The organism is Lelliottia sp. GFLA7 (assembly GCF_056490165.1).
This window is the reverse complement of record NZ_JBWLAQ010000006.1, coordinates 48,483-62,907: the sequence shown is the minus strand read 5'-3', so window position 1 is coordinate 62,907 and position 14,425 is coordinate 48,483. Positions and strand designations below refer to the sequence as shown.

Annotated in this window: 17 protein-coding genes and 1 pseudogene; 12 read left to right on the top strand and 6 right to left on the bottom strand. The window is 46.0% G+C overall.

Annotation, left to right across the window (positions count from 1 at the left end):
* Positions 1–2: 2 nt before the first annotated feature.
* Positions 3–2,291, bottom strand: coding sequence for an FdhF/YdeP family oxidoreductase (locus AC07RN_RS16185; RefSeq protein ID WP_478336820.1), 2,289 nt, complete (start codon positions 2,289–2,291; stop codon positions 3–5).
* A gap of 172 nt (positions 2,292–2,463) precedes the next feature.
* Here AC07RN_RS16185 and AC07RN_RS16180 point away from each other — a divergent pair, with 172 nt between their 5' ends.
* The 6 genes from AC07RN_RS16180 (at position 2,464) to AC07RN_RS16155 (ending at position 8,450) form a co-directional block, all read left to right on the top strand.
* Positions 2,464–2,766, top strand: coding sequence for a cupin domain-containing protein (locus AC07RN_RS16180; protein WP_478336819.1), 303 nt, complete (start codon positions 2,464–2,466; stop codon positions 2,764–2,766).
* 384 nt (positions 2,767–3,150) lie between these two features.
* Positions 3,151–3,378, top strand: a complete 228-nt coding sequence (locus AC07RN_RS16175) for a hypothetical protein (RefSeq protein WP_130986905.1) — start codon at positions 3,151–3,153, stop codon at positions 3,376–3,378.
* Positions 3,371–4,570 carry a hypothetical protein gene (locus tag AC07RN_RS16170; protein ID WP_060451485.1) on the top strand — a complete coding sequence of 400 codons (1,200 nt, stop codon included), beginning with the start codon at positions 3,371–3,373 and terminating at the stop codon, positions 4,568–4,570. Before AC07RN_RS16175 ends, AC07RN_RS16170 begins: the two co-directional genes overlap by 8 nt.
* Positions 4,571–5,122: 552 nt before the next feature.
* Positions 5,123–5,752 carry a hypothetical protein gene (locus tag AC07RN_RS16165; protein ID WP_130986901.1) on the top strand — a complete coding sequence of 210 codons (630 nt, stop codon included), beginning with the start codon at positions 5,123–5,125 and terminating at the stop codon, positions 5,750–5,752.
* A gap of 5 nt (positions 5,753–5,757) precedes the next feature.
* Positions 5,758–6,960, top strand: coding sequence for an XRE family transcriptional regulator (locus AC07RN_RS16160; RefSeq protein ID WP_130986899.1), 1,203 nt, complete (start codon positions 5,758–5,760; stop codon positions 6,958–6,960).
* Between the two features lie 434 nt (positions 6,961–7,394).
* Entirely contained in the window at positions 7,395–8,450 is a 1,056-nt protein-coding gene (locus AC07RN_RS16155) for a hypothetical protein (RefSeq protein WP_153188537.1), read from the top strand.
* 292 nt (positions 8,451–8,742) lie between these two features.
* Here the strand turns inward: AC07RN_RS16155 and AC07RN_RS16150 are convergent, their stop codons facing one another.
* From AC07RN_RS16150 to AC07RN_RS16135, 4 genes and pseudogenes are all read right to left on the bottom strand, one after another.
* Positions 8,743–9,078 (bottom strand): hypothetical protein, encoded by a 336-nt coding sequence (locus tag AC07RN_RS16150; RefSeq protein ID WP_130986895.1) that lies wholly within the window; start codon positions 9,076–9,078, stop codon positions 8,743–8,745.
* Between the two features lie 30 nt (positions 9,079–9,108).
* A complete protein-coding gene (locus AC07RN_RS16145; protein WP_478336818.1) occupies positions 9,109–9,468 on the bottom strand; it encodes an acyl-CoA dehydrogenase in 360 nt (119 codons plus the stop codon).
* 14 nt (positions 9,469–9,482) lie between these two features.
* Positions 9,483–10,010 (bottom strand): annotated as a pseudogene (locus tag AC07RN_RS16140) (hypothetical protein).
* Between the two features lie 11 nt (positions 10,011–10,021).
* Positions 10,022–10,219: a helix-turn-helix domain-containing protein gene (locus AC07RN_RS16135; protein ID WP_265332317.1), complete on the bottom strand. Its 198-nt coding sequence runs from the start codon at positions 10,217–10,219 to the stop codon at positions 10,022–10,024.
* Between AC07RN_RS16135 and AC07RN_RS16130 the strand changes: the two genes are divergently transcribed.
* The 6 genes from AC07RN_RS16130 to AC07RN_RS16105 all read left to right on the top strand — a co-directional run bounded on the left by AC07RN_RS16130 (position 10,147) and on the right by AC07RN_RS16105 (position 13,685).
* On the top strand, positions 10,147–10,299 hold the full coding sequence (locus AC07RN_RS16130; protein WP_227719256.1) for a hypothetical protein: 153 nt from the start codon (positions 10,147–10,149) through the stop codon (positions 10,297–10,299). The two genes, AC07RN_RS16135 and AC07RN_RS16130, sit on opposite strands and share 73 nt — an antisense overlap.
* 113 nt (positions 10,300–10,412) lie before the next feature.
* Positions 10,413–10,901, top strand: coding sequence for a hypothetical protein (locus AC07RN_RS16125; protein ID WP_478336872.1), 489 nt, complete (start codon positions 10,413–10,415; stop codon positions 10,899–10,901).
* A 353-nt stretch (positions 10,902–11,254) separates the two neighbouring features.
* Positions 11,255–11,647: a DUF2787 family protein gene (locus AC07RN_RS16120; protein ID WP_110123813.1), complete on the top strand. Its 393-nt coding sequence runs from the start codon at positions 11,255–11,257 to the stop codon at positions 11,645–11,647.
* Between the two features lie 119 nt (positions 11,648–11,766).
* Positions 11,767–12,228 carry a hypothetical protein gene (locus AC07RN_RS16115; protein WP_130987089.1) on the top strand — a complete coding sequence of 154 codons (462 nt, stop codon included), beginning with the start codon at positions 11,767–11,769 and terminating at the stop codon, positions 12,226–12,228.
* Position 12,229: 1 nt separating this feature from the next.
* Complete coding sequence (radC, locus tag AC07RN_RS16110; RefSeq protein ID WP_478336817.1) at positions 12,230–12,715, top strand: RadC family protein; 486 nt, start codon at positions 12,230–12,232, stop codon at positions 12,713–12,715.
* Positions 12,716–12,755: 40 nt separating this feature from the next.
* A complete protein-coding gene (locus tag AC07RN_RS16105; RefSeq protein WP_478336816.1) occupies positions 12,756–13,685 on the top strand; it encodes a tyrosine-type recombinase/integrase in 930 nt (309 codons plus the stop codon).
* Here AC07RN_RS16105 and AC07RN_RS16100 read toward each other — a convergent pair.
* A complete protein-coding gene (locus AC07RN_RS16100; RefSeq protein WP_478336815.1) occupies positions 13,672–14,286 on the bottom strand; it encodes a hypothetical protein in 615 nt (204 codons plus the stop codon). The genes AC07RN_RS16105 and AC07RN_RS16100 overlap by 14 nt on opposite strands.
* Positions 14,287–14,425 lie beyond the last annotated feature (139 nt).

Sequence of the window (14,425 nt, the reverse complement as noted above, 5' to 3'; positions counted from 1 at the left end):
AATTAGAGCGCGCGGATCTCTTTTGAACGCAGGGTTACGGTAACAGGCACGGATTTATAGGACGGCGTTCCGCTCTCTTTATCCAGGTAATCCAGCGGGACTAACACGTTGGCTTCCGGGTAATACGCTCCGACCGTGCCGCTGGCAATGTGATACGCCACCACGGTGATATCGTTCAAACGCAGTTCGCTGTCCGGCAGCGCAGTGGTAATGTCCACGCGGTCGCCGTGCTCCAGCCCCAGCTGCGCCATATCCCCTTCGTTCATAAACAGCACATCTCGGCGGCCAAACACCCCACGATAGCGGTCATCGAGGGCATAAATCGTGGTGTTGTACTGATCGTGACTGCGTAGCGTGACCAGCCGCAGGACGTTCTCCCCGATGCCATTGATATTCTCATCAACGCCGTCAAACACGGAGAACATCGCTTTGCCCGATGGCGTGGGCCAGACTCGCTCCGTCGGCGGTAACGGCATGCGAAAGCCGCCCGGCGTTCTGATGCGATCGTTGTAGTGGTCGAAGCCCGGCAACGTTTTTTCAATCAAATCACGGATCAAATCGTAATTCGTCACCAGCTCCTGCCAGGCGACATTGCTGTCAGGCAGCGTTGCTTTGGCCATTCCCGCCACAATCGCCGGTTCAGAGAGCAGGTGAGGTGACGCGGGTTTGAGTTTTCCGGAGGAGGCGTGAACCATCGACATGGAGTCTTCAACGGTGATCGACTGCTTGCCTGTCAGCTGCATATCCAGCTCCGTACGCCCCAGGCAGGGGAAAATAAACGTCTCTTTGGCGGTGAGCAGATGCGTGCGATTCAGCTTGGTGCCGACGTGGATGCTCAAATCCAGTTTGCGCATCGCCGGGAAAACGCGTTCGTGCTCAGGCATCGCCACGGCAAAATTGCCGCCCAGGCAGATCAAGACTTTCGATTGCCCGGCGATCATGGCCTGCGTGGTTTGCACCGCATCATGTCCGTGTTTTGACGGCGGAGTGAAACCAAACACCTCTTCAATGCGCGACAAAAAGGCGGCAGAGGGTTTTTCGGTGATGCCTACCGTCCGGTTGCCTTGCACGTTTGAATGCCCGCGCAGGGGGCAAATCCCGGCGCCTGGCTTGCCGATATTGCCGCGCATCAGCAGCAGGTCGGCGATCAGACGCACGTTAGAGGTGCCTTTGTTGTGCTGAGTGATCCCCATACCATAGGTAATTATGGTGGCATTCGATTTGGCATAGGCGACTGCCACGGTTTCCAGATCGGCGCGGGTAAGACCCGATTCGCGTTCAATGGCTTCCCACGGGGTCGCGGTAATGTCAGCGGAAAATGCGTCAAAACCTTGCGTGTGTTGGGCAATAAAGTCGCTGTCCAGCACGTCGCTCTGTTGGACCTCAAGCGCCAGGAGATGTTTGGCGACGCCTTTCAGTGCGGCGGCGTCGCCTCCGGCTTTAACCTGAAAATAGGTCGAGGCGATATCCGTTGAGCCGTAGGTTGCCATCTCGATAACACTTTGCGGATCGGCAAACCGTTCCAGCGCTCTTTCACGCATCGGGTTGAGGACGATAATCGGCACCCCGCGCCGGGCCAGCTCATGCAGCGTGCCCATCATTCGCGGATGGTTGGTTCCCGGATTATGACCTATCGAAATGACAAGCTCGGTGTTGTCAAAATCATCCAGCGAAACCGTGCCTTTTCCAATGCCGATTGAGCGAGGCAAACCCACGCTGGTGGCTTCGTGGCACATATTGGAACAATCAGGAAAATTATTGGTGCCCAGCTCGCGCGCAAAAAGCTGAAACAGATACGCCGCTTCATTGGATGCGCGGCCAGAGGTATAAAACTCGACGGCGTCGGCAGGAAGGTCACGCAGCACTTCGCCGATCCGGGCGAAGGCGTGTTCCCATTCCACCGGGCGAAATGTGTCGCTCGCATGATGATACTCAAGCGGGTGCGTGAGTCGGCCGTAGCCTTCCAGTTCAAAATCGCTTTTTGCCAGCAGTGACGTGACGGTGTTTTCGGCAAAAAACGCTGGCGTGACGCGTTTGTTGGTGGCTTCCCACGTGACGGCTTTGGCCCCGTTTTCGCAGAACTGGAACGTTGATTTGTGTTCTTTATCCGGCCATGCGCAGCCAGGGCAGTCAAATCCATCGGGCTGGTTGGTATTGAGCAACGTGGCGGGTGCTTCGAAGGTATCCATTTGCGTGCGCACGGCAATGGCGGTGGCTTTTAAGGCTCCCCATCCGCCGGCTGGACCGTCATAGTGTCGGATTCCGGGTACTGAGCGTCGTTTGTTATTCATGGGAACTCCTGACTATGCGGATAGAAAAAGGCTTCATTTTCGTTTTAAGCCGATTATTAGCTAATCTTAGAAGATTTTTGTTAATGATAATTCAACGAATTAGTAACAGTATTTTATCTTTATCATGGTAAACCTTTCGTCTCGCACAACAAAAATACAGAGAGGGAAAGGGATGAAAACGTCAATTGCGAGCGTCGTGGCAGAATTGCCGCAAATCTGGCAGTCGCGTGTTTTAGGTGCGGTGGGAAACGCCAGAATCAAAATCATTAAAATGGGCGGAGAGGGCATTCCCTCGGAATCGCACAATGATTTTGAGGAGATGCTGCTGGTACTTGACGGTGAACTGCCGCTGGTGATTGAGGAGCAACATTTTACGCTCGCAGCGGGTGAGTTTTGCTTTGTGCCGAAGGGGGCGAATCACCATGTGCCGCCGGGGAGTTTTGGCACGTTGCTGCTGGTGAATTTGGGCGAATGACCTGCGACAGTGGAATCAAATTTTTGATAAAAAAATCCACGCCAATGCGTGGATTTTAATGTTTCAGGCACTCTTCGTGGGGTTTTGTGAAACTCCACGAGAAAGCAGAAAGAATTAGACGTTGAACCGTGATTTTGAATTTATTACATTGATTGAATTGATTATTTTAAATTATTTTTTTAATTATACTCATAATTGTACTCATTATGGAGTCGACTCGAATTCGTAATGCGAAGGCTGTAGTTTCGACTCCTCTTTGGGATCTTGGAAGAAATAATTTCAAACATCCAGGCTGTCGTTGATTCTGGCTACAACGTGGTGCAATTTCATTGCGGCGCCGAGCTGGTGGACCGATTACCAACCTGGTACTAGTATGAGAAAGCTATGAAGGTTGAAGACATTATTAATGATGTGTTGGTGGATGTAGGCAAGACGCCAGAAGAGCTGCTAAAAGCAACGATTTTCGATAGCATGCCAGACAGTATAAATGTGTTGGCAAAAGAGCAGGGATGGTGTGATATAGAAGTGCATGAAAAGGTGTACGCTGTGGCCTGGAAAATGTCAATCGTTAGCCAACAGATGCATCGCTTACAAGGAATCGCGAATGACTGATACAGCATACTCAAAAGCTCTGCAAAAAGAGGTAGACCCTGAGCAATATGTAGCACTATTGGGTTTAGATGACAGCACAGTACATGCCTTTGCTCGTGAAGATATAGTCTGTCCAATATGCGAGGCTAATGGTGGTTCTTATGTAAGAGCATCTGTAAACGGTGCTTATCGCAAAAAAGCTCATTTCAGGTTTGTGGGAGATAACGATATTAGCGCACATCACCCATCTTGTGATTTTTATGGCGATCGGCTTTCTAATGAAGTCAGACAACATCTTGTGCAGTTCACTACGGATCGCACGAAAATCACTCATGTGATTAGAAAGATGGTTTGCGCAGGTATTCAGGAAAAAATCTTCACGCAAGAAGCAATGCGCAATATGAGGCAATGGTTCTTTGCTAAACGGTGCGAGTCAACATTCGAAATCGCCTTGAGCGAAGAGCAAATCGATTGGTTAGCATATATTGTTGCGCTGCCTGTTTATCCGTATGCGTGGCATAGAGATGACCTTTTACCTTTCCACCCAATGCAGGCTATCGTGCCTGGTTTCGATTGGGATAAGGCTATTTCGAGAGAAACGGTAAGATTGCATCAACCGACGTTGAGGCGTCTGGATGAACTAAACCTTCACCGGAAGCACATTGAAGAACTGCAAAATTATATCTCTAAAACCCAACATACTACACTTTTGGACCCTGAGCTATTGAAAGAGGAGTATGCAAAGACCCTTCAGTTAAACTCTTTCATTATCAATAACTATCTAGAATTCCAGAATAAGTCAGTTAAAGACAGAGCAAATGGAGAGGAAAAGTTACTCGCATTTTCCGCCTTGCTGTTGTTCGTTGCAAACTGGGATATTGATGAGGCAATTGCGAAGTTTTCGGTCATTGCCACGGTTCGGCATGTAGAGGATTTGCTCGCTGGCAATTTCATGGGGTTGAACCCATACTTTAAGTTTTCAATTGCCAACACAGCTAAAACACTACAGGACAACTGGCCGGTTGATTACCAGGAACTTGAAGGATGGCAGGTTGAACAGTCTATGAGAGAGTCTTATGTGAGTTATAGCCTTACGAGATCGCTTCCGCTTCCCCCTCTACTGCCTGATATTTACGTCACGAATCATTTAGAAAGAACTAGGAGAGAGGCAGAGATAAATCGCATGATAGAAAACGACATCATCGACTTTTAGTTACACATATCTACAGAAATAATACGCAACTCGTTGACATTGGCGGTCACAAATTGAGGATTTCTATAAGGATTCGGTGATCGCAACTTCCGCTACCCTTCAAGTTCACTCAAGCCTTGGCTTTTATTAGACACATAAGAAAAAATAAATATTGCGTTAACGTAAAATCAATGAGTTAGACTGATTGATCGAATTGTTGACAATTCCGCTAGGCATTTCATATACCCAAAACCAGCGCGCCAGTACTCATAGATAAACCACTACTGGCGGTATGTGTGGATGGAGGTTGTTTGGTGAGGCGTATCAAGTAGGAGTAGTCGATGGTGTAGTGGTTTACTGAATATGACCAGCCCAGAATAAGTTCTGACTATCCATCGATTGAAATTTAACAAGGTTCCTTGGCAGGCGATAAGAAGTAGTCGCGAGATAAATCTGGAACGCATGGAATCATCGTAATGTGATGCTTGGAACTGATTTTTTCGCAAAAATCCTCGCACGCGAAAAAAAACAGGTATAAAATCCTCATTAACGAAATGTGGATAGGGTGGCAAGATGCGTCAAAATATTCCAGGTACTTTAGTAAAAAACTTAACCAAGGATTTGGTTATGGGGATCAATGAGTCACTTTTTGCTGGCGCAGAGCGAGCCTATGTGCGTGCCAGGCATGATGCGACCGGTCATCGTTCATCTATCTTGGGGAATATGCGTCATTGGTGCATGAACGAAGAGTTTTACAAGTCCTTACTGGCAAATGGTTGTACTCCTAGCCCGTTGAAAGGTAATAATTTAGTAACTGGTAAAAGTGGGATTTTCAACATTGGGCGTATCAACGACAACAACGTGTCATGGAACAATCTAACACGTGCAAAAACCAGACAAAGACTAGCCGAGCATAATCGTTTCATTGAATCACTTGTACAGCCCAGCCTTTTTGGTGATCCAGATGATATCCCTACAGCTACAGTGTTTTTCCTAGCTCGCTTTTCAGGTAGTTTCTCCGAGCAACCAGAAGCACCTCTTTCAATAGAGATGGTTGTTCCAAGCCATGACATGCGGTCTTGGCTTTTCCGCGAGGACATAGCCTCGTTTCTAGCTAGGTATGAGCCGGCTATCGCGCAAAGTGATAAAGCATTGCCAAAACTGAAAAGCAACAAAATTAAAAAAGATGGAACAGAGGAATAAATTGAATGAGTAGAGGTATTGCAGAGTTCCAGCCAGACAGGCTAGTGCAGGTGCTCGCAGCCAGGAGACTCTCTCAAACTCAACTAGCTACAATGGTTGGGGTATCACCTGCAACTATTAGCAAATGGCGTTCGGCACAGCAAGCTCCTGAAGCGGAGGCTCTCCAGAGATTGGCTACTGTGGTTAATGTTGCCCCTGAATGGTTTACGCGCCCACTTCCTGCGAAAATGTCTAAGCCGCTTTTCCGTAGTAACGCGAGTGCACATGCCGCCGCACGAGCTATGCTGGAGGCCCGAATAGAATGGGCTAATGAAGTGGTGGTCAGGTTAGAAGAATATGTAGATTTACCTGAGATTTGTTTACCGGTTCGCTTTTTCTCCAACATTGATGAGATAAGCGATTCTGATATTGAGGATGCTGCGATTGAATGCCGCACTAAGTGGGGATTAGGAAAAAACGAGATCCCCGACCTAGCATTAGCTGCCGAGAGTAATGGCATAATTTTAATCCGAGAGGAGACTGGCATTGCTCAAATCGAAGGACTCTCAGCTTGGAGCTCTGAGCTTGAAAGGCCATTTGTTCTGCTCTCTTCTGATAAAGATAATGCTTTCAGGAGTCGCTTCGATCTTGCTCATGAGATAGGGCATCTGATCCTACATAAAAATGTGGGCAATGAACTCGACTCGGAACGCTATAAACTGAAAGAGAGCCAAGCTCATAAATTCGCAGGTGCCTTGTTACTACCAGCAGAGCCACTAGCAGAACAGGTTCGATTACCTGTAACGTTAGATAGTTTGTTGCTACTAAAACAGCGTTATGGTGTTTCTGTTGCAGCAATTATCATGCGCTTACACGCTTTGAATTTGATTTCTGATGAAGATAAATCAAATCTTTTCAAGCGGCGCTCTGCTAGATGGGGAGCAAAATTTGAACCAGGTGATGATTATAGACAACCCGAATTACCTCGATTGCTTAAGCGTACAATCGACTTATTAATCTCTTCAGGCCTGTTTACCTTGGACGGTATTACTGGCTTCTTTGGATTGTCAGCCACAGATCTCGAAATGCTATTGGGTTTGCCAAGTAACTACCTAAAAGGTCAAGCATCAGTTGTACATTTGGCAACTTTAAAAAATAAGATCCAGAAGGCACGAGAACAGTCTCAGCCAAATGAAAGTAGTGTGGTAGAATTTATTAGGCGTAAATAATAGAATGGATTTATTGAATCAAGGAATATAGAACTTAAAATATTCCTATTATTTAAGTTGTGTCCTTGATGTAAAGGCCATTTTGAAAGGGGAGCATTAGATACTGAATACTCTTTTGCTCTCTTTTTTATTCATTTCTGAATGAATGTTACTAGAGTGTATTAGTTTTTTTGGATATTACCTCAAGCAATTTTCTCAGATGCAGAAGTTAAAATAATTCGTGGTAGAACAAGAAGTGATTATGAATATTTTCACTTTAGAGTTAAGGGGGTGAAAATTGTTGATCTTACTCTTTACTTTTGGATAATGGTTGGTTTCTAACTTTCAGATGCCTCTAAATTAATAATAGTAATGGATTTTATTACGATAGATTGGATATGGCCCACGTGGGACAGAACAATATAAAAATCATACAAAACCAAAAGGGGGAAATAATGTTTGCTATAAATATAGGTCAAAGGTTCGAGCAACTTACAGCTGATATATTGGAGACAGTTGGATTTGCTATAAAGGATAAAGATTTTAAAGGGCCGGAATCAGGAAGAAGGGTTGATCTTATTGTTGAATGGAAAAACGTAGAATATATATGTGAAATAAAAGCATACAGGACCCATAGAGCACAATTGCCTTTATTGTTTTCTGCTGCTGCAACATTAAATTTATTGCGTGATGAGTTAAGGCTTCCAGGGCTGCTAATTGTTTCATGTAGAGTCGATGAAGTAAACAAAAAAAACATAATGAATAAATTCAATGTAGCGTTAATAGATATTGAAGATCTTTATCTATGGGCTGGGAAATCAGGGGAGTTTTCTGATTATCTAATTTCTCTTTTCGAAATAGATAAGGCCGAAGTCGATACTTTCATTGGAAGAGAAGTTGATGATATTATTTTTAATGATTATTTAGGACTTCAAGAAGAACCAACTAAAGAGATTTTGGCTGAAATAAAACGTCATGACGAAGGTGAGATGCTAATCACTTCTTTAATGGGGATAGAATCTGGCTCAGGCATGTGGCGTGAGTATGAAAAATCATGTCAAAATATCCTACAATATCTTTTTAAAGATGAATTAAAAGGTTGGCACCCACAAATATCAACCTCTGATGGATTAAATCGTTACGATTATATATGCCGAATAAGCGGCACTAAGGAGTTTTGGGCGTTTTTAGTCGGCCAACTGAACTCTAGATATGTTGTATTTGAGTTCAAAAATTACACGGACGAAATATCTCAATCACAAGTATTGACAACGGAAAAATATCTGCTAGAAAATGCTCTAAGAAAGGTCGCGATAATTATTTGCAGAACAGGTTGTGATAGCAATGCTAAGAAAATGATTGAAGGTGCTATGAGAGAATCAGGAAAATTAATAATGGTTCTTACGGACGAAGATATGAAAAAAATGATTCAATTAAGGATAGGTGGCGATGATGCATCGGATTACCTATCAACCAAGGTAGATGATTTTTTATTAAAATTACCTAGGTAGCAATATTATAGAAATACCCAAGGAAAATACTTTTAAATAATGTATTTACATTTTTTTACAAATCACTGTAAATTGTATTGTGTGAATCTTGGGTAACCTATTCATAAATGTGGTTTGCTGTGTGTTGTTTTTTAAGTAGGGAGATATCTTTCTGGTTTTGTTATTTTTTTGTGCTGAATCAACTAATCCCCATATTGACATAACGGTAAATGTGTTGCTTTTATTTATTTGGTTCCTTTTGGGATGTAACATGAACTACTTCACCCAAAAGGAACCCAATGTTATTCAGTGATTATAACCCTGATACGTTTATATAGAACTGACCTTTACCTTCATCAGTTTTTTGAATCCGGTAGGTGATTGGAAGGGAATTTTGCAAGTCTGGTTTTGTAAACGTTAAATCAGCAGCGCACTGATAAACATCCAGACCTGATTCATGGCTAATTGTTCTAACATTTTCTACAGAAATATGCACATCCTTATCCAGTATCATGCTTTTCTCGATGGTCTTTCTAGCAATATCCACGACCAGATTTTTTGCGTCAACACTACTACATTTGGGCGTTGTTTCGCCACAACCAGCCAGCAAACCAGCCGCTATTAATACCAGAAGCATTGTTCTTTTCATCTGTAGTTCCTTCGTAACTTAATGATACTTTTATTTCTTATTAAATAGACCATCCATTGTGCCTGCCGCAGAAGCCCCGCAGTATCCTGCGCAACCACGAGTCATAACGTTGGTCTTGCCGTTATTCAGTTCACTGATTATTGCGACACACTGGCTGACATTGTCATTCCAGACCCAGCGATGCTTCTGATTTTCTCCGGCAGCTATTTGCTGTGCCGTTCCCTCCATATTGCATACGCCTGAACCGTCTCCTGTTGAGGCATTAATGTTGAATTCAGCGTTATTCTGTCCCGGATGCAGGGTTAGTACTGCTCCGGGTTTTACGTACTGCGCTGCCGCAGTTGGAAGTGCTATGGCTACCATCAGCAAGACCAACAATTTTCTGTTCATTAAATAATCCCCTGTTAAGTGATACGGATGTTTTTGGTGATTTTCCCCAGTGCCAGCGGTCTGCGTTTTTCCACAAAGAAATAAACGACGTTGAATGCGGACTTGCGATGATTCCCTCAACCAAGAGAGGGCCAGTTGCGGAAAGATTCGCTCTGTTCTTCTGAGTAGGGGGTGTCAGAAAAGTCAAACAGCAAAAGCAAGGCTTTGCCGTCGTGCTTCATCAATTCCTTTACTTCTGTACTGTTGACGGTCGCGGAGACATTGGAACGTGCCGCAGTTGGTTTACGTACTGAAAACTCAACGGCTACATCATCAATGACAAAATCAATGTAACCGTGCCCGGATACAGTTCCTGGCAGCTTGCTTTTGACTTCCGGTGAGACATTATCTGCGAACCAACCCAGCAAATAGCAACGTACCAGAGGCAGTAATTCCCGCTCGCTACATTCGTTCAGACGCAGGGTTTTGACGAACTCCCTGCGATAAAGAGAACTGAAAAAATACTCAAAACATTTTGTTATTTCAGTGATGGTGGTTGCCATGACTACATCCTTTACCTGCTATTAGCTCCATTTTTAAGGGCATATCTTTCCGGCCACAATGTTTCCGGTGTGGTATCCAGAGCCCGGGCAATAATGCGTTCAGCTCTGGGATAATGACGCTCTAAGGCGTTATTTAATGTACGTGGCGCAAGGCCGTGACTGCGTGACAGTGACGCCAGCGTTAACCCTCGCTTGTGAAGTGCTGCCACAATATCGGCACGATGCCAGTTCCCTGAACTTCCTTTGCTTTGCTTTTTCTGCGATGCTGTTGAGTTACGCACAGTATTAACTCCATGGAATCAGTACATGGATATTAAATGCGAATAAAAGATACCTTTCAAGTTCTTTTGGTATCTATTTGTGAGTTTTCATATTAACGCATTGATATCTGGTGAAATTTATATGAGCAGTAAGAGATCAGTATCGGCTATACCGACCCATCCTGAAGCTTCTGTTGAAGAGGCTAAAGACTGGCTGACAGCAGAGGAATTCACTCATATTGAGGGAATGCCGGGCACACCTCGCGGTGCAAGAATGCGCCTGGAAAAGCTGGCATCCCTGCACCCGGAAATACGTCGTAAAAGGACTGCCGGGAAAGGTGTGGTTTACCATATCAGCGCAGCCACAATGTCTCTTGACGATGAGAGAAGCAGGGCTAAGGGCGAAGCGTTTGCTCTCACCGACAGCGATCGCCAGCTTAGTCTCTGGATACAGTTGTATCGCAATATGTCTCCAGCTTCGCGGTCGCAACTGATGGAACTGGCTCTGAAACGGGTAAAGGACGATCTGATGTCTCAGGGGCCTGATGTTTCTGAGCTGGCGGTACAAATCATGAAGCTGCCCGAAGATGAGCGTAAGCGCCTCTTTGAAAAGCTGAACGGGAAGGTGTGATAGCGTCAGTTTTCCGCCATGCCAGACAGAAGGAACCACCCCGGAATCCTGACCTGTCTGACATGGCAGAATGGAAAGTATGCCATTACTTAATAATGAATAAAAACCTATTGTCAGTTATTTCATTTCTGAACTATATATTAGTTTCTCATGTTACTATTTGCATTGAAATTATATTTTTGATATAATGATATTGCTGATGAACTATATTTTTCCCAGTCAGTACGTTGTTATGCACTTACCATTTATTAGGTGATTAAACCCCACCTGTGCTGGTGCAGACATAACGTCTTATCAGAATATGTTGAACAGGAAAATCACTGATGAATATTGTCCATCAGGAAGGGCTAGCTATGCCCGTCGATCAGGAATTAATAAATATCATAATAAATGAAGCGGGAAATCCACCACCGCATAAAGCCAAAATTACAGCCGTCAGTCTATTATTTAAAGACCTGAGTTACAGCGCTGAAAAGGGCGGTTACCATCCTGTCGAAATACGGATTATTTCACACCATGATGAATGGTATTTCGATTACATTACCGACTTCAGTTATATGGGTGTGGTTTACCCCGAACTGGAAAAGGAAATTGATTTTAGCTGGAGTCAGCAATATGTCTTTCTGGCTCATGTTGGTGACCTGCCTGTTAACGCCGGAAGGGAGTTATTTGAACTCTGGCAATCCAACTTTATTCAGTATCACGCCATGAACGTCTACACCATTACCGTCCTGTGGGAAAGCTAATCCCGCCGCACTAATTATCACTACTTTATGGGAAATTATCTGTGACGACTGACAGAGGGATACGTGCGTCTCAGCAGGGCGAACTGGACTGTCTATGCGGTGCTTACTGTGTGGTTAACATGCTGAGCTGGCTGTATGACGGCAGGGTGAAACGACGCCCTTTAATGAACCGGCTTATTCAGGTTTATCAGCAGCGCTGGCCTTTGCATGAATGGCTGACCGAAGGGATTGAAGAAGACCGTTTAGACTGGCTGATGGCTCAGGTGTTGCAAAAAGGGTACTACAGCCGTCAATTCCCGGTTCAAATCACCAGACCCTTTGCCGGGAAGCGGGGATTATCAGACGGGCGACTGTTCAGGGAAATGCAGCGGTTTCTGGACGTCACTGACTACTCCCGCCTGATTATACTCAGCGACCAGTTTCACTGGTCCCTTCTGGTCAAAATGGATGAGGAAACGCTCTGCTTCTTCGACAGTAACGGGCGAACCACCATGCCCCGTAAAGCTTTCTCCCTGCGAACTGGCGTAACCCGCCGCCAGCTGTTTCCCGGTGCCATTTACTTCATTGAACGGGAGTTCTGAAATGACCATGTTTACCCAGCGTGAAACTCGTATCCTCGACCAGGCGCGTGACATTATCAGCCGGTACTATCAGCGTGACATTATCAGCCGGTACTATCAGCGTGGGGTTCAGCTCTGCTCCCCTGATGATGTCCGACGGTGCGTGATGGTTGAGCTGGCACCGCTTGAACATGAAGAGTTTGGCATCATCCTGCTCGATAATCAGAATCAGCTGCTGCATCGCGAAATCCTGTTCAGGGGCACATTAAACTCGGTCAGCGTTCACCCCCGTGAAGTTATCAAGCGTGTGCTGAAACATAACGCCGCCGCCGTCATCCTTGTCCACAACCACCCCAGCGGCGAGCCTGAACCCAGCCGTTGCGATATTAAGTTGACTAAAAAACTTCAGGAGCTGCTGGAAATGCTGGATGTGCGGTTACTTGATCACTTTATCGTGGTGGGGACTGAAACGGTATCAATGGTTGAACGGGGGCTGGTGCGATGCTGAAAGTTACCTGGTTTAATGTACGTTATTGCGGGTTACGCGCATGAGCAGGACTACGTTACGTCAGGTCGTGCCTATGGTACAAACAACCGTATTTGATGCGTATATTAGCGGTCTGGCACCATCGGGACGGCGGGGCATCACCAGCCTGTTAAACCGCAGCGCCAGCATACTTAAACGCGGTGCGGATGCAGCAGACTATCCGTGGGAACAACTTAACTACGCCGCCGTCGCTAAAGTACGTGCGGCACTGCTGGATGACGGTTACGCCGTGTCATCTGTCAACATGGCGCTGTCAGCACTCCGGGGCGTGGCGCAGACGGCTTTTAACCTCAATGGCATGGATGCCGAAACGCTGGCACGTATCCGGTCAGTTAAGCGCGTAAGTGGCGATATCCAGCGTAAGGGAAGGGCGTTAGAAAAGTTGGAAATCCGGGCACTGATTCAGGCAGCAAAACAGCATCCGCAACCGGTACGTCGTTGTCGTGATGCCGCCATAGTGCTGACGCTTTGTGGAACGGGCCTGCGGGCCGGTGAACTGGTTAAACTTGAGCGTCGGGACTATGACAACGGTATCCTGACAGTGAGGCAAGGGAAGGGGCGTAAATACCGTGAAATTCACGTGGCGGATGCAGTGGATAAGGCTATCTGCGCATGGCTGAAAGTTGGCGCAGATGAAGCTGACAGCGCATTGTTCAACCGTATCCAGCGCAACGGTAAGGTCGCCAGCCAGCCGCTGACAACAACCGGGTTAACGGGTATCCTGGCTGAGTTACAGCAAACGGCAGGCATCGCACGTTTTACCCCGCATGACATGCGGCGGACCTTCATTACCCGCTTACTGGAGCAGGGCGTGGATATCAATACCGTCCGCCAGTTGGCAGGCCACAGCGACATATCCACGACGACGCGCTATGACTGTCGTGGTGATACTATGAAGATCAGTGCCAGCAAGCGCATCAGATGTTTTTAGCAGTTGAGGCGTTGCCAGACGCGGTTTCAGTTTCATCTTCAGCACTCAACCGCGCGTACTTTTGATTCTGGATGTTAATTTGTGCATTGATATTTTCAGGCTGAAGCATCCACGCAACATCCTCACGCGCCCATTCTTTACCGTCAGAGAGTCGTTTTAACCGGGGTTTCCATATTCCATACTCATTAAGTTTTTCTGCTACCGAAGCATATTTCTCACGATCTGACTCCCCCGTATGAAGCTTGTCAAAACGACCTTTTACAAGCTGGTAAACAGTATAGATTTCCAGTGCCTTAGGGGACCTGGCCGGGACTATCATGGGGTGTTCGTCCGGCCTATAAATCCCGTTTAGTTCTCCCTCATTGAGCAGGTCATTAAACATGTGGTTCACGCAGGCACTCAGCACATCCGCCGCTTTCTCCGCAGCGAATTTATCCGGGCTAAAACCCGCTCCCGTCAGTTTCCGGGCAATCAGTGCCAGCTTTTGCCGGGTATCCCGCCCCAGATAGAGCTTCTTCTCCAGAAATTCAAAGACCTCGTTACTGCTTTTCCGTTCCCGGTGGCATCTGGCGTCAGCCTTGTTGCTTTGGTTACCAATCATAGTCACCTCCATGACAGTGTTTTGTACAAAATATCATCATTGAGCCTCAGTGAAAATTGCTTCTTTATATGACCGTTCTGGAGACAGAAATAGATGATCTCGAATGACATCCACATTAAAGATGCCCTTAACGTGCTCA